Below are 20,156 nucleotides of genomic sequence, written 5' to 3' on the forward strand. Positions count from 1 at the left end.
TCGGCCCTTCTCTAACCGTTCGCCCTGAGCTTGTCGAAGGGCCGTTCTTTACTTTTGGGGAAGAGAAGGACGGTGCTTCGACAAGCTCAGCACGAACGGGATGAGAGGCCGGTCCAGTATCGAGGTGCATTTGGCTTGCCCACGCGCGGGAAACAAGCCCAGATTGCGGGCATGACCGAGAGCATCGCACCAACCGCCCCCGATTCGCCCGCCAAATCGTCGAGCGCTTCGGCGCGCCTCGACGACAGCGATCCGCCATGGCCGCTGCGCCCGTGGATCATGGCGGCGATCTGCGCCGTCGCGGGGCTCGCCTTTCATCTGTTGATCGACCATCATTATCAGGATGCGCTCGCGCATTGGCGGAGCGCGCTGGCGACGGGAATCGCCGCGGCGACGGTGGTGTTCGTGCTCGGGGTCGAGCGGCGCCGCTGGCACTGGGCGCTGGGCTTCGCGCTCGGCTGGGGCGTGATCCTCGGGCTGATCGCGCGGACGACCGCCGCCTATAATATCCAGGGCAATCCGGTCGAGTGGCCCTTCTGGTCGGGGATTCTCGCGGTGCTCGTCGCGACGCCGCTGTTCCAGACGCGGCGCGACGTCGCGCCCGACTGGCGCTTCTGGAAACTGTGGACGATGCCCTATGAGCGGCTGCACAGCCATGCGTGGACCGACGCGGTGATTGGCGCGGCGAGCCTGGCGTTCGTCGGCATCACTTTCCTGCTCACCGTGCTGATCGGGCAGATGTTCAAGCTGATCGGGATCAATCTGATCTTCGACCTCTTGAACGACGAATGGTTCGGCTGGATGCTCGCGGGCGCGGCGTTCGGCGGCGCGGTCGGCCTGCTGCGCGAGCGCGACAAGCTGGTCGCGACCTTGCAGCGGCTGGTGATGATCGTGCTCGCAGTGCTCGCGCCGGTGCTCGCGGTCGCGCTCGTGCTGTTCCTGCTCTCGCTCGCGGGGACGGGGCTGCAGAAGCTGTGGGATTCGGGCTTTTCGACCGCGGCGGTGATGATGGCGGTGGCGGCGTTCGCGGTGCTGCTCGCCAATGCGGTGATCGGCAACGGCGGCGACGACCGCGCGACGAGCCCGGCGCTGCGCTGGGCGGCGCCGGTGCTGGCGGTCGCGGTGCTGCCGCTCGCGGGCATCGCCTATTATTCGATGCACCTGCGCGTGGTCCAATATGGCTGGACGCCCGAGCGCATCTGGGGCGTGATCGCGGCGCTGATCGCGCTCGCCTATGGCATCGCCGGGCTGTGGGCGGTGGCGCGCGGGCGGCGCCATTTCGACGACTGGCTGCGACCGCTGCAGCAGAAGCTGGCGATCGGGCTGGCGCTGCTCGCGCTCTTCCTCGCGCTGCCGATCCTCGATTTCGGGGCGATTTCGACGCGCGATCAGCTTGCGCGGCTGAAATCGGGCGCGACGCCGGTCGAGAAGTTCGACTGGGCGGCGATGGCGTTCGATTTCGGGCCGAGCGGGCGCGCGGCGCTGACGGACCTCGCGCGTTCTCCGCAAAAGGTGCGCGCCGACGCGGCGAAGGCCGCTCTTGCTGCGAAGAACCGCTGGGATTTGAACGGGCCGCGCGGCGCGCTGCTGTTGAAGCCGCTGGCCGAGCGGCTGCGAGTGCTTCCCGAGGGCCGGGCTTTGCCGCCCGAGGCGCTCGACCGGATCGCGGGAAGCTATATGTGCAGCCGCGCCAAGGCGTGCGTCGCGCTGTGGCTCGACGACAAGAGGATCGGCGTGCTCGGGCAGAATGAGCCGGGCGATGCGCTGAATTTCGACTTCGTGACGCGAAATGACGCCGGCCAATGGGTGCAGGGCGATTGGGCGAAGCCCGCGCGGGCTAACGCAAAAAGGCCGGCGGTCGATCTGTCGACGGCACAGATCGAGGTCGAGACGGTGACGCAGCGCCGCGTGCTGGTGAATGGCGAGCCGGAATCGGGGACGTTCGAGTGAGTTTTGTTCCTCCCTGCCGCGAAGCGGTGGGGAGGTGGCAGCGGCGCAGCCGCTGACGGAGGGGCGAATAGCGCGACGTTGCGGCCCCTCCACCACTCGCTTCGCGAGCGGTCCCCCTCCCCATGGCTTCGCCACGGGGAGGATCGAGACGGTTGATGCGATCCGGCGGGGATGCTAGCGGCGCGGCTTCGTTAAAGTTAGGGCGATCATGTCAATCGATCAGGCAACAGTAAGGAAAATCGCGTCGCTGGCGCGCATCGCGATCAGCGATGCCGAGGCCGCCGCGATGGAAGGCGAACTCAACGGCATTTTGGGCTGGGTCGAGCAACTCGGCGAGGTCGATGTGACCGGGGTCGAGCCGATGACCGCGGTGATCCCGAACAAGCTGCGGCTGCGCGACGATGTCGTCGACGCCGACCCGCTGACCGGCGGCAACCGTCGGGACGATGTGCTGGCGAACGCGCCCGCGCCCCAGCATGGGTTCTTTGGCGTGCCGAAGGTGATCGAATGATGCGCCTTGCTCTTTTTCCGTTCGCCCTGACCCCGGATCAGGTCCGGGGGAAGGGCCGTTCTCCTCTTCACCGTTCGAACAAGAAAGAACGGTGCTTCGACAAGCTCAGCACGAGCGGGTTTGGGAAATGACTGATCTTACAAATCTAACGGTCGCGCAGATCCGCGACGGGCACCGCGCGGGCGATTTCAGCGCCGTCGAGGTCGCCGAGGCGTTCAACGCCAATGTCGCGGGCGCGAAGGCGCTCAATGCGTTCATCGTCGAGACGCCCGAGCATGCGATCGCGGCGGCGAAGGCGGCCGATGCCGACCGCGCGGCGGGGACGCTCAAGCCCTTGTCGGGCGTGCCGATCGGGATGAAGGATTTGTTCGCGACGAACGGCGTCCAGACCACCGCCGCGAGCCATATGCTCGAAGGCTTTGTCCCGCGCTATGAATCGACCGTTTCGGCGAAACTGTGGGACGCGGGTTGCGGGATGCTCGGCAAGCTCAACCTCGACCAGTTCGCGATGGGGTCGTCGAACGAGACGAGCTATTTCGGCAATGTGATTTCGCCATGGCGGCGCAAAGATGGCGGCAATGCCGCGCTCGCGCCGGGCGGCTCGTCGGGCGGCTCGTCGTCGGCGATCGCGGCGCGGCTCTGCCCCGCGGCGACGGGGACCGACACCGGCGGCTCGATCCGCCAGCCCGCGGCCTTCACCGGCATTTCGGGGATCAAGCCGACCTATGGCCGCTGCTCGCGCTGGGGCATCGTGGCGTTCGCGAGCTCGCTCGATCAGGCGGGGCCGATGGCGCGCGACGTCAAGGACTGCGCGATCATGCTCGAAAATATGGCGGGCTTCGATCCGAAGGATGCGACCAGCCTCGACCTGCCGGTGCCGAATTGGGAAGCGGCTTTGTCGAGCGATCTCAAGGGCAAGACGGTCGGTATTCCCAAGGAATATCGGCTGGAGGGCATCGATCCCGACATCGACGCGATGTGGGATGCGGGGATCGCGATGCTGAAGGATGCGGGGGCCGATGTCGTCGAGATCAGCCTGCCGCACACCAAATATGCGCTGCCGGCTTATTATATCATCGCGCCCGCCGAGGCGTCGTCGAACCTCGCGCGCTATGACGGCGTGCGTTACGGTTTGCGCGACCTGCCGCAGGGCGCGGGGCTGCAGGACATGTATGCGGCAACGCGCGCCGACGGCTTCGGGCCCGAGGTCAAGCGCCGCATCATGATCGGTACCTATGTGCTGTCGGCGGGTTTCTACGATGCCTATTACACGCAGGCGCAGAAGGTGCGGACGCTGATCGCGCGCGACTTCGAGCAGGCGTTCGGGGTGTGCGACGTGATCCTCGCGCCGACGGCGCCGTCGGCGGCGTTCGGGCTCGGCGAGAAGATGGCCGATCCGCTGGCGATGTATCTGAACGATGTGTTCGCGGTGCCCGCCAGCCTCGCGGGGCTGCCCGCGATGTCGGTGCCCGCCGCGCTGAACCGCGAAGGGCTGCCGCTGGGCTTGCAGATCATCGGCAAGGCGTTCGACGAGCAGGGCGTGCTGAACGCCGGGCTGGCGATCGAGGAGCGCGCGGGCTTTACGGCGCGGGCGGAGAAGTGGTGGTAGCTCACGTCGCCCCCGCGAAAGCTGGGGCCGCTGGCGGTGCGGCAGGACGGTAGCGATCCCAGCTTTCGCTGGGATGACGAGATTGGCGAATGATCCTGGCTCTCGCCGGGATGACGAGGAAAAAAGATGTCTGACTATCGCATCAAGGGCGAAACCGGCGAGTGGGAGGTCGTGATCGGCCTTGAGGTCCATGCGCAGGTCACCTCCAACGCCAAGCTGTTCTCGGGCGCCGCGACGGCGTTCGGGGCGGAGCCGAACACGCAGGTGTCGCTCGTCGACGCCGCGATGCCGGGAATGTTGCCAGTGCCGAACCGCGAGTGCATCCGTCAGGCGGTGCGCACGGGGATGGCGATCGAGGCCGAGATCAACAGATGGTCGCGCTTCGACCGCAAGAATTATTTCTATGCCGACCTGCCGCAGGGTTACCAGATTTCGCAGCTTTATCATCCGCTTGTCGGCGAAGGTTCGCTGACGATCGCAGCCGATGAGAAGGCGGGTATCCCCGCCGACAAGGTGATCGGGATCGAACGCATCCATGTCGAGCAGGACGCCGGCAAGCTGATGCACGACCAGCATCCGACGATGTCCTATGTCGACCTCAACCGCTCGGGCGTCGCGCTGATGGAGATCGTCTCGCGCCCCGACATGCGCTCGCCTGCGGAAGCCGGGGCCTATGTGCGCAAGCTGCGTTCGATCCTGCGCTATGTCGGCTCGTGCGACGGCAATATGGAAGAGGGCTCGATGCGCGCCGACGTGAACGTGTCGGTGCGCAAGCCCGGCGGCGAATTCGGCACGCGTACCGAGACGAAGAACGTCAATTCGGTGCGCTTCGTGATGGCGGTGATCGAGGGCGAGGCGAAGCGCCAGGTCGAACTGATCGAAAGCGGCGGCACGGTGGTGCAGGAAACGCGGCTTTACGATCCCGACCGCAACGAGACGCGATCGATGCGGTCAAAGGAAGATGCGCATGATTACCGCTACTTCCCCGATCCCGACCTGCTGCCGCTGGAACTCGACGATGCGTTTCTGGCCGAGTGCCGGGCGAGCCTGCCCGAACTGCCCGACGCCAAGCGCGCGCGCTATCTGGGGCTGGGCATTTCGGCCTATAACGCCGATGTGCTGACCGCCGAGGTCGAGGCGGCGCGCTGGTTCGACGCGCTGCTCGAAGCGGGCGCGAAGCCCGTCGCGGCGGCGAACTGGGTGACGAGCGAGCTGTTCGGCGCGCTCAATCGTCTGGGACGCGACATTTCCGATTCGCCGGTTTCGCCCGCGCAGGCCGCTGAATTGCTCGGGCTCGTCGCCGACGGGACGATTTCGGGGACGATTGCGAAGCAGGTGTTCGAGAAGATGCTCGAGACGGGCGACGGCGCCGCGGTCATCGTCGACCGCGAGGGGCTCAAGCAGACGAGCGACACCGGCGCGATCGAGGCCGAGATCGCCAAGGTCCTCGCCGCCAATGCCGACAAGGTCGAGCAGTATAAGGGCGGCAAGGAAGCACTGTTCGGCTTCTTCGTCGGACAGACGATGAAGGCGATGCAGGGCAAGGCGAACCCGCAGGTGGTGAACGAACTGCTGAAGAAGGCGCTGAACTGAGGATGCGCGCGATGCTTCGCGCGCTCCTGACCCTCTGGCTGCTGGTCGCCGGCACGGCTTTCGCGCGCGCCGAGACGATCGTCTTCACCGACGTCAACGTCGTGCCGATGGACCGCGAACGCGTGATTCCGCGCACGACGGTGATCGTCACCGACGGCGTGATTTCGAGCATCGGGATCAAGGCGAAGCTGCCCGCGGGCACGCCGGTGATCGACGGCAAAGGCGCGTGGCTGGTGCCGGGGCTCGCCGACATGCACAATCATGTGACGACGCGCGGCGACCTGACGCTGCTGCTCGCGAACGGCGTCACCACGATGCTCAACATGGGTGAGGCGACGAACAGCTTCGCCGGGCGCACGCGGATCGCGGTGAACAAGGGCGAGGTGCCGGGGCCGCACATCTTCACCGCGCTCGCGGTCGATGGCGACCCGCAATATGGGCATCTGGTCATCGACACGCCCGAGGATGCGCGCGCGATCGTCGGGATCGCGAAGGCGAACGGCTACAGCTTCATCAAAGTCTATACGAACCTGTCGGCCGATGCCTTCGCGGCGTTGGCCGAGGAGGCGAAAGCGCAGGGCGTCGGCATCGTCGGCCACAATGCGAAGGCAGTCGGGCTCGCGCGGCAGCTTGCGGCGGGGCAGGCGATGGTCGCGCATGTCGAGGAATTCTTCTACGGTTTCTTCCCCGAGCCGCCCGCCGACGATCCGAACGCGCCGCCCGACGACGCGCGGATCGCCGATGCGATCGCGCTGGTGAAGGCGCACGGCGCCTTCGTGACGTCGGACCTGTTCAACTATCGCGCGATCGCGGCGCAGTTCGGTAAGCCCGAGGTCGTGAAAGCCTATCTGGCGGCGCCCGAGGCGCGCTATCTGTCGCCGGGCGACCGGATCGGCTGGGCACAGTCGGGCTATCAGAAAAAGGCGGTCGACCTGTCGCGGCGGGTGGCGTTCGAAGCGCGCTTCGTGAAGGCGATGGCCGATGCGGGCGTGCCCTTGATCACCGGTGGCGACGCGCCGTCGATCCCCGGGGAGGTTCCGGGCTTCGCGCTGCACGAAGAGATCGACGCGATGCTCGGCGCCGGGCTGACCCCGTGGCAGGCGCTGTCGGCAGCGACGCGCACGCCGGGCGAATTCATCGCGAAGACGGTGCCGGGGGCGGCGAAGTTCGGCGTGGTGGCGCCGGGCTATCGCGCCGGCCTGCTGCTCGTCGCCGACAATCCGCTCGAAAATCCCGCGACCTTGCGGGCCCCGCTTGGCGTGATGGCGGGCAGGCGGTGGTATGATGCGGCGGCGCTTAAGACGATGCTGGAGGATGTCGCGGCGAAGCGCGTCGTTCCTTAAAGCGTGATCGGGTTAGACTGAAACGCCCTTCCTTCCCGTCATCCCGGCGAAGGCCGGGATCTCGCCGGTGCATCAGGCCGAAACGGGGAGATCCCGGCCTTCGCCGGGATGACGATTCTATCAAATATGATCAGCCTCTAATCGGCCGCCTTCCAGACGCTGCGGCCTTCCTTGATCGTTTCGCGGACCCTGATGTCCTTGATGCCGTCCACCGGCGTCGTCAGCGGGTTCTTGTCGAGGATCACGAAGTCGGCGAGCAGGCCCGGCTTGATGCGGCCCTTGCGGTCTTCTTCGAACGCTTGCCAGGCCGGACCGGTGGTGAGCGCCTGGAGCGCGGCATAGGCGTCGACGCGCTCGCCTGCGCCGCTGACGACGCCGGTGGGCGAAACGCGCGCCATCGCGGTCCAGAGCATGAACATCGGGTCGATTGGCGTGACCGGAAAGTCGCTGTGGTTCGAGGGCGTCAGCCCCGCGGCTTTGGCGGACTTCATCGGGCTGATGAAATCGACGACCTCGGCGGGGAAATTCCGGCGGTGGGTGTCGGCCCAATACCATGTGTGGTTGGTGAAATAGGCGGGGCCGACGCCGATGCGTTTGTATGCGGCGAGCTGGTCGGGGCGCTGGAACTGCGAATGGATGATGATCGGGCGGCGGTCGTCGGCGGCGGTGATCCCCAGCGCGTCATAGGTTTTGATCGCCATGTCGATCGCGGCGTCGCCATTGGCGTGCGCGAAAATCTGCCAGCCGCGGTCGTTCACCTTGGCCGCGGCGGCGCGAAAGGCGCCGGGGGCGATATTGGGGTGGCCGTGCCACGGATTCTCGCCCGTCGGGCTGCCCAGCGCATAGTCGCGGGTGAAATAGCCGGTGCGCGCCTGCACCGAACCGTCGAGAATGAATTTGATCCCCTGCAGCTTGGCATGGCCCCGATAGACCCCGAATTCGAGAGCGGGGTCGGCGAGCAGCTTGTCGAGCCCGGTGTAGAGCGGGAGGAGCGCGAGATCGATTTTCAGGCGTTCGCGCGCCGCGGCGCCGGTGAAGAAAGCGATGTCGCCGAGCAGCGTCGCGCCGTCCTGCGCATGGGTGTAGCCGTGGGCGAAATAGCGTTGCTGTGCGGCGTCGAGCGTCGCCAGCCGCTGGTCCAGCGTCGGTTTCGGCATCGCGCCGTGGATGATGAAGGCGGCGGTTTCGAGCAGCACGCCGTTGAGGCGCCCTTCGGCATCGCGCAGGAAGGTGCCGCCGGGCGGCGGCGTGCTGGCATCGGTCAAATGCGCGGCGGCGAGGGTGGCGCTGTTGGCGACCAGCGAATGCAGCGAGCTGTGCAGCACGACGATGTTGCGGTCGGCGGCTATGGCGTCGAGTTCGGCGCGGGTGATGTGTCGTTTTTCGGCAAGCTTCTGATCGTCATATTGCCACACGACGACCCAGCCGCCCGCGGGGATCGCGCGTGCGTCGATGAAGCCGCGAATCGCGGCCTGGAGCGAAGCGATGTCGGTGACGGGCGGCAGCGACGGATCGTCGAGGTCGAGCCCGCTCGCCATCTGCATCATCGCCGAAAAATGCGAATGGGCGTCGATGAAGCCGGGGAGGAGGGTGGCGCCGTGAAGGTCGTGGATTGCGGCGTCGCTGCCCGCCACTTTGCGCGCCTCCTGCTCCGTGCCGACGAAGGCGATGCGGTCGCCCCTGGTGACGACGGCCTCGACGCTTTGGGGGGTGTCGCCGTCCATGGTGATGATCGGGCCGCCGCGATAGAGGATCGTGTCCTGTGCGGCGGCGGGCGTTGTGGTTGCCAAAAGCAGCGCGATGGCGGCGGTGATGGATTTCATTTGTCTCTCCCCTTGAACGCCCACCGTGCGGAGGGAGAGAGGAGAGGTCAAGTATTCCTGAGCAATCTAATCTTCCTCGTCATCCCCGCGAAAGCGGGAACCCAGCGAACCGAAGGCGCAACTGGGTTCCCGCTTTCGCGGGAATGACGAATTGTGAGGCGGCGTCACACCTCCTGCGGCGGCACTTCGCTCGGGCCGCGGCCGGGCTGGTCGATGTCGCCGCCGCCTGGGCGGCCGGGGACTTCGGCGGGCTGGCCGGCGGGGTCTTCGAGCGGGGTGGGCTGCACCGGCTTTTCGGGCGGCGATTGCGGTTCGATCGTATCGGGCTTCGGCTTGGGCAGCGGGTCGGGGCTACTGACCATGATCTTTCTCCTTGGATCAACCAACGAACGGGCGCGAAGCATGTTCCGCCCGCGGGCGCCGAGCATGTTCCGCCCGCGGAACAGGGGGCTTTCCGCCCTTGCCCTCGGCCACGCGTCTGCTATAGCCCCGCGCGGCCCGCACGGGCGTGCGCGGCAGCGCGCGATTTCGTGCACCCGGCCGAAAACACCTGCGGGCGTGGCGGAATTGGTAGACGCGCTGGTTTTAGGTACCAGTATCGCAAGATGTGGGGGTTCGAGTCCCTTCGCCCGCACCAATCCGCAATGCAGGCCGGGATCATGGGGAACTCCGCCATTTTGGCGGGGTTCGATACGAGATTTTGAGCAAGGATAAGACCAAGGCAATGAAGACCGTCGAAACGCTGAACGAAGGCCTGAAGCGCGAATATCGCGTCACGATCACCGCCAAGGATATCGACGCGCGCGTCGACGACGAGGTGAAGAGCATCGCCCCGACCGTCCGCATGCCCGGTTTCCGCCCTGGCAAGGTGCCGCCGAACCTGATCCGCAAGATGCACGGGCCCGCGCTGTCGGCCGACGCGCTCAACAAGGCGATCGACGCCGGCGTGCGCGACCTGATGGCGAAGGAAAAGCTGCGCCCGGCGCTGCAGCCCGCGGTGACGCTGGCCGACGGTTATGAAACCGGCAAGGACGCCGAAGTCACCGTCGCGCTGGAAGTGCTGCCCGAAATCGAAACCCCGTCGATCGACGGGCTGAAGCTCGAGCGGCTGACCGTTCCCGCCGACGACAAGGCGGTGATGGCGAAGATCGAGGAATTCGCCGCGCAGATGAAGCGGTTCGAGGAAGCGCCGAAGACCAAGAAGGCCGCCCAGGGCGATCAGGTCATCATCGACTTCGCCGGCAGCGTCGACGGCGTCGCCTTCGACGGCGGCACGGGTGAGGACATGGCGGTCGAGATCGGCTCGGGCCAGCTGATCCCGGGCTTCGAAGACCAGCTCGTCGGCGTCAAGGCGGGCGACGAAAAGGTGCTGAAAGTCACCTTCCCCGACGAATATCCGGTCGAGAATCTGAAGGGCAAGCCCGCCGAATTCGCCGTCACGGTGAAGGAAGTGAAGGTCCCCGCGGCGTCGAAGATCGACGACGAGTTTGCGAAATCGCTCGGCCTCGAAAGCCTCGACAAGCTCAAGGAGCTGATGAAGGATCAGGTCGAGCAGGAACTGAACGGCCTGACGCGCACCTATATGAAGCGCAAGCTGCTCGACCAGCTCGCCGCGAGCCACGACTTTGACGTGCCGCCGACGATGGTCGAGGCCGAGTTCAACCAGATCTGGCAGCAGCTCGAGCATGAAGCGAGCCACGAGGAAGATCCCGAAGCGGCGAAGGCCGAACTCGAGAGCGACCGCGACGAATATCGCAGCATCGCGGTGCGCCGCGTCCGCCTCGGCTTGCTTCTGTCGGAGATCGGCCAGGCGCATGGCGTGCAGGTGTCGGCACAGGAAATGCAGCGCCTCGTCATGCAGGCGGCGCAGCAATATCGCCCCGAAGACCGCCAGCGTTTCGTCGAATATGTCCAGCAGGACGCGCTCGCCGCCGCGCAGCTCCGCGCGCCGCTTTATGAGGACAAGGTCGTCGACTTCCTGTTCGAAAAGGCCGAGATCAGCGACCGCGAAGTGACGCGTGAAGAGATCGAGGCGGCGATCGAGGCCGACGATGACGGCCACGTCCACGGTCCGGGCTGCGGTCACGACCATGACCATGACGCGAAGCCCGCCAAGAAGGCGGCCGCGAAGAAGGCTGCGCCCGCCAAGAAGGATGCGGTGAAGGAAGAGGCCAAGGCCGAGCCCAAGAAGGCGTCGGCGAAGAAGGCTGCGGCCAAGGCCGAGGACAAGCCCGCCGCGAAGAAGGCTGCTCCGGCGAAGGCCGAAAAGGCCGAGCCCGCGAAAAAGGCTCCGGCCAAGAAGGCCGCCGCGAAGAAATAGGCTTCGGCTGACGATCGACAAAAAGGCCGGGTGGAGGATGCTCCGCCCGGCCTTTTTTGTTTGAATCGTCGCCCCCGCGAAGGCGGGGGCCGCTACCGGTGTAGCGCAAGGTCGCTGGCGGCCCCCGCCTTCGCGGGGGCGACGAACGCGCTCAGATCACATCCATATTATAGCAGTGCCAGCTGAAGATCGCCGCCGCGCCGCGATGCGGACGCCATGGCTCGGCCAGTTCGCGCGCCTGTTTCTCGCTCGGCCGCGCGCCGAGCCCGAGGATGCGGCCGACGGCTTCCTGCACCGCGAGGTCGCCCGCGGGCCAGATGTCGGGGCGGCCTTCGGCGAAGAGCAGGTAGATTTCGGCCGACCAGCGGCCGATGCCCTTGACCTTGGTGAGCAAGGCGATCGCTTCCTCGTCGTCGGCGGGGAGGGCGTCGAAATCGAGTTCGCCGTCGAGCACGAGCTGCGCGAGGCTCCTGGCATAGCCTTGCTTCTGTCCCGACAGGCCGCAGGCGCGCAGCGCGTCGAACTCGGCGGCGGCCATGACCTCGGCGGGGCATCCTTCGCCGAAGGCGGTCTCCAGCTTGGTCCAGATCGAATTCGCGGCGGCGACGCTGACCTGCTGGCCGACGATGGTGCGGAGCAGGGTGGTATAGCCGCGCTCGCGGATGCGCGGCGGCGGATAGCCGGCGTTGCCGAGCGCGCGCGCGAAATTGGCGTCGATCGCGGCGATCGCGTCGATTCCCGCATTCAGCTGCTCCTGGCCGAAGCTCATCACATATTCTCCTTTTGTTCCCAAGGTTGCTGATAGCAACGCTTGATTTGACAGGCAACGCGCGACATAGCGCCTGCGACAAGAAACCTATGGGGACTAGCATGGCGAAGCTGATTGTCGTGACGCGCGACGGAACCGAGCATGAGATCGAAGGCGACACCAGCCTGACCGTGATGGAGAATATCCGCGACGCGGGTTTCGACGAACTGCTCGCGCTGTGCGGCGGCTGCTGTTCGTGCGCGACCTGCCATGTCCATGTCGAGGCGGGCGACACCGCCGCGATGCCCGCGATGAGCGAGGACGAGAACGACCTGCTCGATTCGACCACCGACCGCGACGAAGCTTCGCGCCTGTCGTGCCAGATCCCGTTCAGCGATGCGCTCGACGGGTTGAAGGTGCGGATCGCGGCGGAGGATTGATTTCCGTCGCCCCAGCGAAAGCCGGGGCCGCTATCGTCCATTCAGAACATGAGCGATCCCAGCTTTAGCTGGGATGACGATTAGTTTTGCGCCGTCGCGACCGCGTAGAGCGCGATCGCCGCGGCGTTCGAGATGTTGAGGCTTTCCATCCGCGGCGAAATGGGGAGCTTCGCCAGCACGTCGCAATGCTCCATGACATTGTGGCGCATCCCGTCGCCCTCGGAACCGAGCACGAGCGCGACCTTGCTGCCGTCGAGCGTCGAGCCCAGCGTCGTTTCGGTATCGCCCATCAGCCCGATGCGCCAATATTGCGCCTCGGCGATTTCCTCCAGCGCGCGCGACAGGTTGACGACGCGTACCCACGGCACGGTTTCGAGCGCGCCCGAGGCCGAGCGCGCGATGACGCCGCTTTCGGGCGGGCTGTGGCGGTCCTGCGTGATGATCGCGGCGGCGTCGAACGCCGCCGCCGAGCGCAGCACCGCGCCGATATTATGCGGGTCGGTGACCTGATCGAGGATGACGAGCGGGCGCTTGCTGCCGGCATCGACCTCTTCCTGCAGCAGGTCGCCGAGATGGACGCCCTCGAGCGGGTCGACCTCGATGACGAGGCCCTGATGCGGCGCGTCGCGCGCAACGAGTCGCGCGAGGTCGGCGACATCGGCGTAGCTGATCGGAATCACCGGCGGCAGATCGAGTTGGCCCAATGCTTCGCGCGTGCCCCAGATGCGCTTGACGGTGCGTTCGGGGTTGGCGAGCGCGGCGAGAACGGCGTGGCGGCCCCAGAAACGGATGGCCTGGCCGCGCGAATTCTGGCCGCCCGGACGACGATGACGGGAAAATTGTCTCATGGCCGCGCCTTTCCCATGACTGCCATTGACAGGCAAGCCTCGTTTCGCCATTGCACCGCTTCCCAAAGCGGGCCCCAAGGACAGGTGGCCGAGTGGTTAAAGGCAGCAGACTGTAAATCTGCCCGGGTTTCCGTACGCTGGTTCGAATCCAGCCCTGTCCACCACCCTCCCATCCGAGGGCATCCGCCGAAATCCCTAGAAATCGCAGAAAACCTAGCGTATTATCGCCATATCCGTCCCCCTGCGTCCGGCGTCGTTCGTGTGCAGCCGAAGAAAAGTGTGGGGGGAATGTGGGGGAAGATTTTCTTACCCCCACACTTTATCCCCCAAAAGTGTGGGGGAAGAATGTGGGGGTAACGCGATGGGCAGGCTCACGGCGATTGCGGTCAAGGCAGCTTTGGCGAATCCTGGTACTTATCAGGATGGCGAAGGGCTGTTTTTGAAGGTGGACAAGCGCGGCGGAGCCTCCTGGTTCCTGCGATTGCAGCGCGACGGCAAGCGGCATGATATAGGGCTCGGCAGCGCCAAGCTGCTGACGCTGGCGGAAGCCCGCGAGAAGTCGAGGGGGCTGCGTAAGGCGGTCAAGGTGGAACGGCGCGATGTTCTGGCCGAAAAGAAAGACGAGGTTGCCGCGAAGGTGACGTTCCGCGAGGCCGCGCGCCAATATCATGCCGAGAATAAGGCCGGCTGGAAAAGTCCCATTTATGCTCGTCAGTGGCTCGCCAGTCTGGAAAACCACGCCTTCGCGAAACTGGGCGATATTCCGACCGGAGGCATCGGCTCGCCCGACATCATCGCGGTGCTGACCCCGATCTGGCAGGAAATCCCCGAAACGGCGCGCCAGGTGCGCAACCGGATATGCGCGGTGCTCGATTATGCTCACGCGAAGGGCTGGCGTTCCAGCGAAGCCCCGTCGGGTAGCGGAAGCCTGAAAGCTGGGCGCGGTCTGCCCCGGCAAGTGAAGGAACGCGAAAACCGCAAAGCCATGCCCTATGTCGCCGTGCCGGCCTTCATGACGGCATTGCAACGCAAGCCGTCATTCGGACGACTCGCGCTGGAACTGCTCATCCTGACGGCTGTTCGTTCGCAGGAGGTGCGCCTTGCCACCTGGACCGAATTCGACCTTGAGGGCCGCCTCTGGACGATCCCCGCCGATCATATGAAGCGGAGCAAGGGGCACATGGTGCCACTCTCAGACGCCGCTCTGGCGGTGGTGGCGAAGGCGGCGGCGTTCAGGCTGGGGGAGAGTGATGTCGTGTTTCCGGGCATGGCTGGCAAGCCGATGTCGGACATGACGCTGCTGAAGGTGATGCGCGACATGAGCGAGCCTTACCACGTCCACGGTTTCCGTTCCGCCTTTACCGATTGGGCGGCGAACGAGGGCTTTGCCGATGCCGTGGTGGAGGCGGCGCTGGCGCATAAGACGCCGGACGCAGTGCAGGCCGCCTATCGCCGCACCACCTATCTTGGCACCCCCGATAAGCCGGGAGCGCGTGTGGAACTGATGGCCGCGTGGGGACGCTATTGCGCGAGCGGAGCAGTTGGCACGGACAATATGGTGCCACTGGCAGGAAAAAAGGCGGGATAATGCCTGCCTCTTCCTATGCAGGCACGGATGCACCGCGCTCGGTAACGATGGGATGAGGCTGAACCAACCGCTCGGAAATGCGAATGGTCGGCAGTTACGCCCTTCCAGCGATGCGCGGCGGCGCATTTTCCATTGAACGGCCGGTCTTGAATGGCCGCAATCATGCTAAGTTGATCGCCGACGCCAAAAATATTTGCGCGGCTCCTACGGAAAATCCTTCGCCGCGCATCGTTATTCAGAATGGGGATCGCAAAGACGGGTGATGTGAACAGGGAGAAGCGCGCGAGGATCATGGCTTGGGTGGGGCGGGAAATCCTGCCGCACGAAGCCGACGTGCGCTCCTGGCTGCTCCACACGCTCGATCCCGACGACCTCGAAGACGTCATTCAGGAAACCTATTGCCAGATCGCCGGCATGAAAGATGTCGGCCATATTCACAGCGGCCGCGCCTATTTTTTCACCGTCGCGCGCCGGATTGTCCTGATGCGGCTGCGCCGTGCGCGCATCGTCAGCATCGAATCCGTTACGGAAATCGAGAGCTTAAACATCGTTGGAGATGAACCGTCTCCCGAACGGGTAGCCGCGGGCCGCCGCGAACTCGATCGGGTGCGCCGTCTGATTGAGGGATTGCCCGATCGATGCCGAAAGATATTCGAGCTTCGCAAGGTCGAGGGACTGCCCCAGAAGGACGTTGCAGCGCGGCTTGGGGTAACGGAACACACGGTCGAGAACGACGTGGCGAAGGGTTTGAGATTGATATTGCAGGCAATAGCCGATGGCGACCAGTCGGCCGAGCAGGCAATGGCGAGAATGGGACAAGATGAGCGAACGCGAAACAGCACACGCGATCAATGAGCGCGCCGCCGCGTGGGTCGCCCGCATGGACCGCGAGGGCCATGACCCTGCCGTGCGCGCCGAGCTCAAGGCGTGGCTCGCGGGTGACGATCGCCGCCGCGGCGCTTATTTTCGCGCCAAGGTCGCATGGAATATGCTCGACCGGGCAAGCGTTCTCCGCGCTGGACAACCGCAATCCTATGAGGTGGCCGCCGCCGGCGGCGCCTGGTTTTCAAGGCGGCGTGTCCTATGGGGCGGCGGTGTCGCCGCTGCTGCCGCCGCGCTGGTGGTCGGCCTTCCGAACCTGGATTTCTTCGCTGCGCCCGACCAGAAAATCCAGACGGCGATCGGGGAAATCCGGCGGGTTCCGCTGAGCGATGGCTCGTTCGCGGCTGTGAATACGCAAACCGCCCTCGACGTGACGATGAAACCCGAGGTGCGCCGGATCGCGCTCAAAGAGGGCGAGGCGTGGTTTCAGGTAGCCAAGAACCGCGAGCGTCCGTTCATCGTCGAGGTCGGCGACGTGCGCGTCCGGGCAGTCGGCACCGCATTTTCGGTCAGGCGTGAGGCCGATGGTGTCGATGTGCAGGTCACGGAGGGCGTGGTCGAAGTTTGGCGCGTCGGGGATGAAAAGAACGTCCAGCGCGTATCGGCAGGGGCACGCGCGTTCGTCGCACCCGATAAGGCCGTCGTATCCGTCCCGGCCATCAGCGAGGAAATCGACAAGGCGCTCGCATGGCGAACCGGCCAGCTCGTGTTTGACGGCGATACGGTCGCCGAGGCCGTTGCCGAGTTCAATCGCTACAATGTTCGCACGATCGAGCTGTCCGACGCGGCGCTTGGGCGCAAAAAGATGATCGGTCGCTTCCGCACCAACGAACCCGACGCCTTCGCGCGCGCTGTTGCGAATCTGACGGATTCCCGCGCCGAAATCACCGCTGACCGGATTATCCTGTCATCGAACTGAAAAAAATTTCGCTCGAAAAAACGGAAAGCCCTCTCCCAAGCATCGTTTTCCATGTGAGCCCGAATGATCGGGCCGGATTACATGGGGGAGGATTTTATGCGGTATCGCGATCTTCGCGGCGCTCTCGCGTCTTCGGTGGCAATCTATGCGGTGGTGGTTGCGACGCCCGCGATGGCCCAGACCAAGAGCTTCGACGTTCCGGCGCAGTCGGCCGCCACCGGCATCCCGGCACTCGCGGAGCAGGCCGACATTCAGATACTCGTCAGTGAAGACGCCGTGCGCGGCAAGAGCATCCGCGCGATCAAGGGATCGATGACCGTCGATCAGGCGGTGCGCCGCGCGGCGGCCGATGCCGGCCTGCGCATCGTGTCGAACGATGGACGCACCTGGACGCTCGCTTCGGCAACGTCCGCCGCTGCCGACCCCGCGCCTGACAGCGACTACCGGGGCAACGAAATCATCGTCACCGCGCAAAAGCGTGTGGAATCGGCCCAGAAGGTGCCGATCGCGATCACCGCACTGTCACAGAAAAATCTGGAAGAGCAGAAGATCGAGAGCGGTGCGGACATTATGCGCGCGGTGCCGAACCTGACGTTCAGCAAATCCAACTTCACCAGCTACAACATTTCGATACGAGGCATCGGCACGAAGGCGATTTCGGCTACATCTGACCCCGGCGTCGCAGTTAGCTTCAACAATGTCGGCATCATCCACAATCGCTTCTTCGAGCAAGAGTTCTTCGACATGGAACGCATGGAGGTTCTTCGCGGTCCGCAAGGCACCCTCTATGGCCGAAACGCGACGGGCGGCGTTATTAACCTCATTACCGCCAAGCCGAAGCTTGGCCAGTTCGAGGGCAGCATCAAGGGCGAAGTGGGCAATTTCAATAGCCGCCGCATGACGGGGATGCTTAACATCCCAATTGTTCCTGATGCTTTTGGCCTCCGTATTGCCGGGTCGATGACCGATCGTGATGGATATGATTATAATTCGGTGACAAAGAATCGGGTCAACGGGCGCGACCTCTATTCGCTACGGACGACGCTGGGGTTCGAGAATGATTGGCTACGCGGCAATTTCATTTGGGAGCGTTTCCGGGAGAACGACAATCGTTCGCGTACCGGAAAGCAGCTTTGCCATCGTGATGATGGCTTGAAAATCATTGGCAATACCCCGGTGCCGCAAACAGGCATTGGAGCAGGGGGAGTCAATTTAACCCAACGGTCGCCTTTGCGAGAAGCTTTGTTCAGCACCGGATGCAAAGCGGGAAGTCTTTATGATGACGATGCTTTCGGTACCCCGAACGGACTGGCGCTTGCATATGTTGCAGGGGCGAATCAGGCTCACAACGCTTTCCTTCTTGGGTATGAAGGCGCTGTACCCAGCGCACGCGTTCTAGCGACCCTGCTGAAAACTGGTGTTGATCCTTATGGTGGTCTGATGCAATCGCGCGACTTGCGCGAAATTGCTTCATCGAAAGACCCAATTTATCGTGCTAAATCCGACCTTCTCGAACTCAATTTCGACATCGACCTAGCTCAAGGCCTCACCTTTTCCTCGCAAACTGCATGGAATTGGGACGGCGTGTATAGCTTCCAGGACTATAATAGATTTAATACTCAGCCGATTTTTAACGATTCTTCTGGATGGGTTACATCTGCTTTTACTCCTGGTACCGGTGTGACCTACCCTCCCAGTCCATTTCGACCACTATCTCCTGGTGGCATATTGTGTGATCCTCAGCTCGGATGCTCCGACACATTGGCGGTATTTGATATTTCTTCCGCATACTCGAAGCAATTTTCTCAAGAAGTTCGCCTTCAGTCCGATTTTGATGGACCATTCAATTTCAGTGTGGGAGGAAACTACACAAAGTTCCGAACGCAAAATGATTATTATGTATTAAGTAATTTGTTGACAGCTCTGGCTAAAACTCCTCCATTCGGAAATTTGGATCAATGTAATGAGAATAATTACGGACTATTCGGCGGGTCTACTGTTGATGGAGTGGATTATTGTCCATATATAGATCCCAATCCTGTTGATAGTATTGATGGGCAGGGCCACAACTATTTTCGCAGTTCGAACCCATATGCACTCCAGAGCCTAGCCGCCTTTGGCGAGGCATATTATGAAATTGATCCTAACCTGAAACTGACGGCTGGTTTACGCTACACGCGCGATCGTAAAACATTCACCCCCGTGCCTAGCCAGTTACTACTAGCACCCACAATGTTGGCAGGTGGCGTGGTCGGGAAGGGCTATCCTGCTGGTCCGGATATAAAGTTAAAATGGGGAGAATTCACGGGACGTTTCGGGATTGATTGGTCTCCACAAATCAGCTTCACTGACGATACGCTTCTCTATGCATTCTATAGTCGGGGGTACAAAGCAGGTGGTATGAATCCGCCTACTCCGGGTTTTGCAACCTCCGAGCAACTCATTGATGCTGGCGTTCTAACTGAGCAAGAAGCAGCACTTTATGATTCCCTCGGCGTAAACCCTGTTCTGTCGTTGAGTGGTGTGAACTACGGCCCGACTTTCGAGCCAGAGTTCGTCAATGCATTCGAGATCGGCACGAAAAATGTCCTTATGGGCGGGCGGCTGACGCTCAATGCGAGCGCCTTCTTCTATGACTACAAGAATTATCAAGTATCGCAGATACGCGATCGCACCGCAGTCAATGAGAATTTTGATGCCAAAGTGTGGGGCGCCGAGCTTTCCGCACTTTTCGAGCCTGTCGACAATTTCCGCCTCAATGCCAACATTGGCTGGCTCGGCTCGCGTATCGGAAAGGGTCAGAAATCCATCGACCCCATGAATCGCAACCTCGGCGATCCCAACTATGTCGTCACGCGGGGTTGGGTGCAGTTACCTTCGAATTGTGTTGTGCCGGCTCATTACGCCGAATCCTTTCTGCAAACGAAGGGGGGAGATGCGGAATCGTGGAAACTCTGCGGGGGTTGGGGAGGCATTTTCGCGCTTGGCGGTTTAACTTTGCCGGATCCTGCTACCGGGCAGCTTTTCGACTTTGCGAATTATCCTGAGCTTAATGGTGGTGCCGGTCTCTACACGGACCTTAGCGGCAACGAACTACCGAACTCACCACATTGGACCGTTAATCTCGGAGCAGAATATACCGTCCCGTTTGACGACGGCTGGAGCGCGACCATTCGCGGCGATGGATATTGGCAGGCGAAGAGCTGGGCGCGTGTCTATAATCTCGCGCCATACGATCGCCTGCGCGACTGGACCAACTTCAACATCTCGCTGCGCGTCGATGGTCCCGATGACCTGTCGATCGAGGCTTATGTGAAGAATGTCTTCAACTCGACGCCGATCACCGATGCCTTCCTGAACTCGGACGATTCGGGCCTGACGACCAACGTCTTCACCCTCGACCCGCGCATCATCGGGTTCAGCATCGCGAAGAAATTCTGAGGTCTCCACCACTGGGGGATAAACCTTGGGCCGGTGTCTGTTTGCTCCCGAGCGAACATCGGCCCAGTTTTTCGCAGACCGATTGACCGACGGGATGCATTCACGCGCACTCTCTCTCCGAGAGAACTGGCCGCCGCCCGG

At 63.4% G+C, this 20,156-nt stretch carries 16 protein-coding genes and 2 tRNA genes; 14 read left to right on the forward strand and 4 right to left on the reverse strand.

The features are described from left to right. Positions 1 to 171: 171 nt before the first annotated feature. The 5 genes from QZL87_RS05475 to QZL87_RS05495 all read left to right on the forward strand — a co-directional run bounded on the left by QZL87_RS05475 (position 172) and on the right by QZL87_RS05495 (position 7,006). The gene (locus tag QZL87_RS05475) at positions 172 to 1,950 is read left to right on the forward strand and encodes a DUF4153 domain-containing protein (RefSeq protein WP_295324944.1); all 1,779 of its coding nucleotides are present in this window, start codon (positions 172 to 174) and stop codon (positions 1,948 to 1,950) included. A gap of 208 nt (positions 1,951 to 2,158) precedes the next feature. Further along, a complete protein-coding gene (gene gatC / locus QZL87_RS05480; RefSeq protein WP_295324948.1) occupies positions 2,159 to 2,461 on the forward strand; it encodes an Asp-tRNA(Asn)/Glu-tRNA(Gln) amidotransferase subunit GatC in 303 nt (100 codons plus the stop codon). 127 nt (positions 2,462 to 2,588) lie between these two features. After that, complete coding sequence (gene gatA, locus QZL87_RS05485; RefSeq protein WP_295324953.1) at positions 2,589 to 4,070, forward strand: Asp-tRNA(Asn)/Glu-tRNA(Gln) amidotransferase subunit GatA; 1,482 nt, start codon at positions 2,589 to 2,591, stop codon at positions 4,068 to 4,070. A 126-nt stretch (positions 4,071 to 4,196) separates the two neighbouring features. Then, positions 4,197 to 5,663 (forward strand): Asp-tRNA(Asn)/Glu-tRNA(Gln) amidotransferase subunit GatB, encoded by a 1,467-nt coding sequence (gatB, locus tag QZL87_RS05490; RefSeq protein WP_295324956.1) that lies wholly within the window; start codon positions 4,197 to 4,199, stop codon positions 5,661 to 5,663. 11 nt (positions 5,664 to 5,674) lie between these two features. Then, the gene (locus QZL87_RS05495; RefSeq protein WP_295324961.1) at positions 5,675 to 7,006 is read left to right on the forward strand and encodes an amidohydrolase family protein; all 1,332 of its coding nucleotides are present in this window, start codon (positions 5,675 to 5,677) and stop codon (positions 7,004 to 7,006) included. A gap of 137 nt (positions 7,007 to 7,143) precedes the next feature. Here QZL87_RS05495 and QZL87_RS05500 read toward each other — a convergent pair whose 3' ends face one another. Both QZL87_RS05500 and QZL87_RS05505 read right to left on the reverse strand, forming a co-directional pair. After that, entirely contained in the window at positions 7,144 to 8,829 is a 1,686-nt protein-coding gene (locus QZL87_RS05500) for an amidohydrolase (protein ID WP_295324966.1), read from the reverse strand. A gap of 164 nt (positions 8,830 to 8,993) precedes the next feature. Next, positions 8,994 to 9,191 (reverse strand): hypothetical protein, encoded by a 198-nt coding sequence (locus QZL87_RS05505; RefSeq protein WP_295324970.1) that lies wholly within the window; start codon positions 9,189 to 9,191, stop codon positions 8,994 to 8,996. A 190-nt stretch (positions 9,192 to 9,381) separates the two neighbouring features. Between QZL87_RS05505 and QZL87_RS05510 the strand changes: the two genes are divergently transcribed. After that, positions 9,382 to 9,466, forward strand: a tRNA-Leu gene (locus tag QZL87_RS05510). 87 nt (positions 9,467 to 9,553) lie between these two features. Further along, entirely contained in the window at positions 9,554 to 11,149 is a 1,596-nt protein-coding gene (gene tig / locus QZL87_RS05515) for a trigger factor (protein ID WP_295324974.1), read from the forward strand. A gap of 151 nt (positions 11,150 to 11,300) precedes the next feature. Here the strand turns inward: tig and QZL87_RS05520 are convergent, their stop codons facing one another. Continuing rightward, a complete protein-coding gene (locus tag QZL87_RS05520; protein WP_295324978.1) occupies positions 11,301 to 11,918 on the reverse strand; it encodes a DNA-3-methyladenine glycosylase 2 family protein in 618 nt (205 codons plus the stop codon). Positions 11,919 to 12,019: 101 nt separating this feature from the next. Here QZL87_RS05520 and QZL87_RS05525 point away from each other — a divergent pair, with 101 nt between their 5' ends. Beyond that, positions 12,020 to 12,337, forward strand: a complete 318-nt coding sequence (locus QZL87_RS05525; protein ID WP_295324981.1) for a 2Fe-2S iron-sulfur cluster-binding protein — start codon at positions 12,020 to 12,022, stop codon at positions 12,335 to 12,337. An 80-nt stretch (positions 12,338 to 12,417) separates the two neighbouring features. Here the strand turns inward: QZL87_RS05525 and rlmB are convergent, their stop codons facing one another. Further along, complete coding sequence (gene rlmB / locus QZL87_RS05530; protein WP_295324986.1) at positions 12,418 to 13,185, reverse strand: 23S rRNA (guanosine(2251)-2'-O)-methyltransferase RlmB; 768 nt, start codon at positions 13,183 to 13,185, stop codon at positions 12,418 to 12,420. Between the two features lie 78 nt (positions 13,186 to 13,263). Here rlmB and QZL87_RS05535 point away from each other — a divergent pair. The 6 genes from QZL87_RS05535 (at position 13,264) to QZL87_RS05560 (ending at position 20,015) form a co-directional block, all read left to right on the forward strand. Next, positions 13,264 to 13,349, forward strand: a tRNA-Tyr gene (locus tag QZL87_RS05535). Between the two features lie 197 nt (positions 13,350 to 13,546). Further along, positions 13,547 to 14,773 carry a site-specific integrase gene (locus QZL87_RS05540; RefSeq protein ID WP_295324990.1) on the forward strand — a complete coding sequence of 409 codons (1,227 nt, stop codon included), beginning with the start codon at positions 13,547 to 13,549 and terminating at the stop codon, positions 14,771 to 14,773. 83 nt (positions 14,774 to 14,856) lie between these two features. Continuing rightward, the gene (locus tag QZL87_RS05545; protein ID WP_295324994.1) at positions 14,857 to 15,036 is read left to right on the forward strand and encodes a hypothetical protein; all 180 of its coding nucleotides are present in this window, start codon (positions 14,857 to 14,859) and stop codon (positions 15,034 to 15,036) included. Beyond that, positions 15,014 to 15,628: a sigma-70 family RNA polymerase sigma factor gene (locus tag QZL87_RS05550; protein WP_295324997.1), complete on the forward strand. Its 615-nt coding sequence runs from the start codon at positions 15,014 to 15,016 to the stop codon at positions 15,626 to 15,628. Before QZL87_RS05545 ends, QZL87_RS05550 begins: the two co-directional genes overlap by 23 nt. After that, positions 15,594 to 16,574 (forward strand): FecR domain-containing protein, encoded by a 981-nt coding sequence (locus QZL87_RS05555; RefSeq protein ID WP_295325001.1) that lies wholly within the window; start codon positions 15,594 to 15,596, stop codon positions 16,572 to 16,574. Before QZL87_RS05550 ends, QZL87_RS05555 begins: the two co-directional genes overlap by 35 nt. Positions 16,575 to 16,637: 63 nt before the next feature. Then, complete coding sequence (locus QZL87_RS05560; protein ID WP_295325004.1) at positions 16,638 to 20,015, forward strand: TonB-dependent receptor; 3,378 nt, start codon at positions 16,638 to 16,640, stop codon at positions 20,013 to 20,015. Positions 20,016 to 20,156 lie beyond the last annotated feature (141 nt).

This window comes from uncultured Sphingopyxis sp. (genome assembly GCF_900078365.1).
GTDB lineage: Bacteria > Pseudomonadota > Alphaproteobacteria > Sphingomonadales > Sphingomonadaceae > Sphingopyxis.

Excerpts from the sequence above, each read along its gene's own strand:
- QZL87_RS05545 (WP_295324994.1), top strand. The coding sequence starts at position 14,857 with ATGGTCGGCAGTTACGCCCTTCCAGCGATGCGCGGCGGCGCATTTTCC.
- QZL87_RS05500 (WP_295324966.1), bottom strand. The coding sequence starts at position 8,829 with ATGAAATCCATCACCGCCGCCATCGCGCTGCTTTTGGCAACCACAACG.
- QZL87_RS05475 (WP_295324944.1), top strand. The coding sequence starts at position 172 with ATGACCGAGAGCATCGCACCAACCGCCCCCGATTCGCCCGCCAAATCG.
- QZL87_RS05525 (WP_295324981.1), top strand. The coding sequence starts at position 12,020 with ATGGCGAAGCTGATTGTCGTGACGCGCGACGGAACCGAGCATGAGATC.
- tig (WP_295324974.1), top strand. The coding sequence starts at position 9,554 with ATGAAGACCGTCGAAACGCTGAACGAAGGCCTGAAGCGCGAATATCGC.
- gatA (WP_295324953.1), top strand. The coding sequence starts at position 2,589 with ATGACTGATCTTACAAATCTAACGGTCGCGCAGATCCGCGACGGGCAC.
- gatC (WP_295324948.1), top strand. The coding sequence starts at position 2,159 with ATGTCAATCGATCAGGCAACAGTAAGGAAAATCGCGTCGCTGGCGCGC.
- QZL87_RS05555 (WP_295325001.1), top strand. The coding sequence starts at position 15,594 with ATGAGCGAACGCGAAACAGCACACGCGATCAATGAGCGCGCCGCCGCG.
- rlmB (WP_295324986.1), bottom strand. The coding sequence starts at position 13,185 with ATGAGACAATTTTCCCGTCATCGTCGTCCGGGCGGCCAGAATTCGCGC.
- QZL87_RS05495 (WP_295324961.1), top strand. The coding sequence starts at position 5,675 with ATGCTTCGCGCGCTCCTGACCCTCTGGCTGCTGGTCGCCGGCACGGCT.
- QZL87_RS05550 (WP_295324997.1), top strand. The coding sequence starts at position 15,014 with ATGGGGATCGCAAAGACGGGTGATGTGAACAGGGAGAAGCGCGCGAGG.
- gatB (WP_295324956.1), top strand. The coding sequence starts at position 4,197 with ATGTCTGACTATCGCATCAAGGGCGAAACCGGCGAGTGGGAGGTCGTG.
- QZL87_RS05560 (WP_295325004.1), top strand. The coding sequence starts at position 16,638 with ATGATCGGGCCGGATTACATGGGGGAGGATTTTATGCGGTATCGCGAT.
- QZL87_RS05520 (WP_295324978.1), bottom strand. The coding sequence starts at position 11,918 with ATGAGCTTCGGCCAGGAGCAGCTGAATGCGGGAATCGACGCGATCGCC.
- QZL87_RS05505 (WP_295324970.1), bottom strand. The coding sequence starts at position 9,191 with ATGGTCAGTAGCCCCGACCCGCTGCCCAAGCCGAAGCCCGATACGATC.
- QZL87_RS05540 (WP_295324990.1), top strand. The coding sequence starts at position 13,547 with ATGGGCAGGCTCACGGCGATTGCGGTCAAGGCAGCTTTGGCGAATCCT.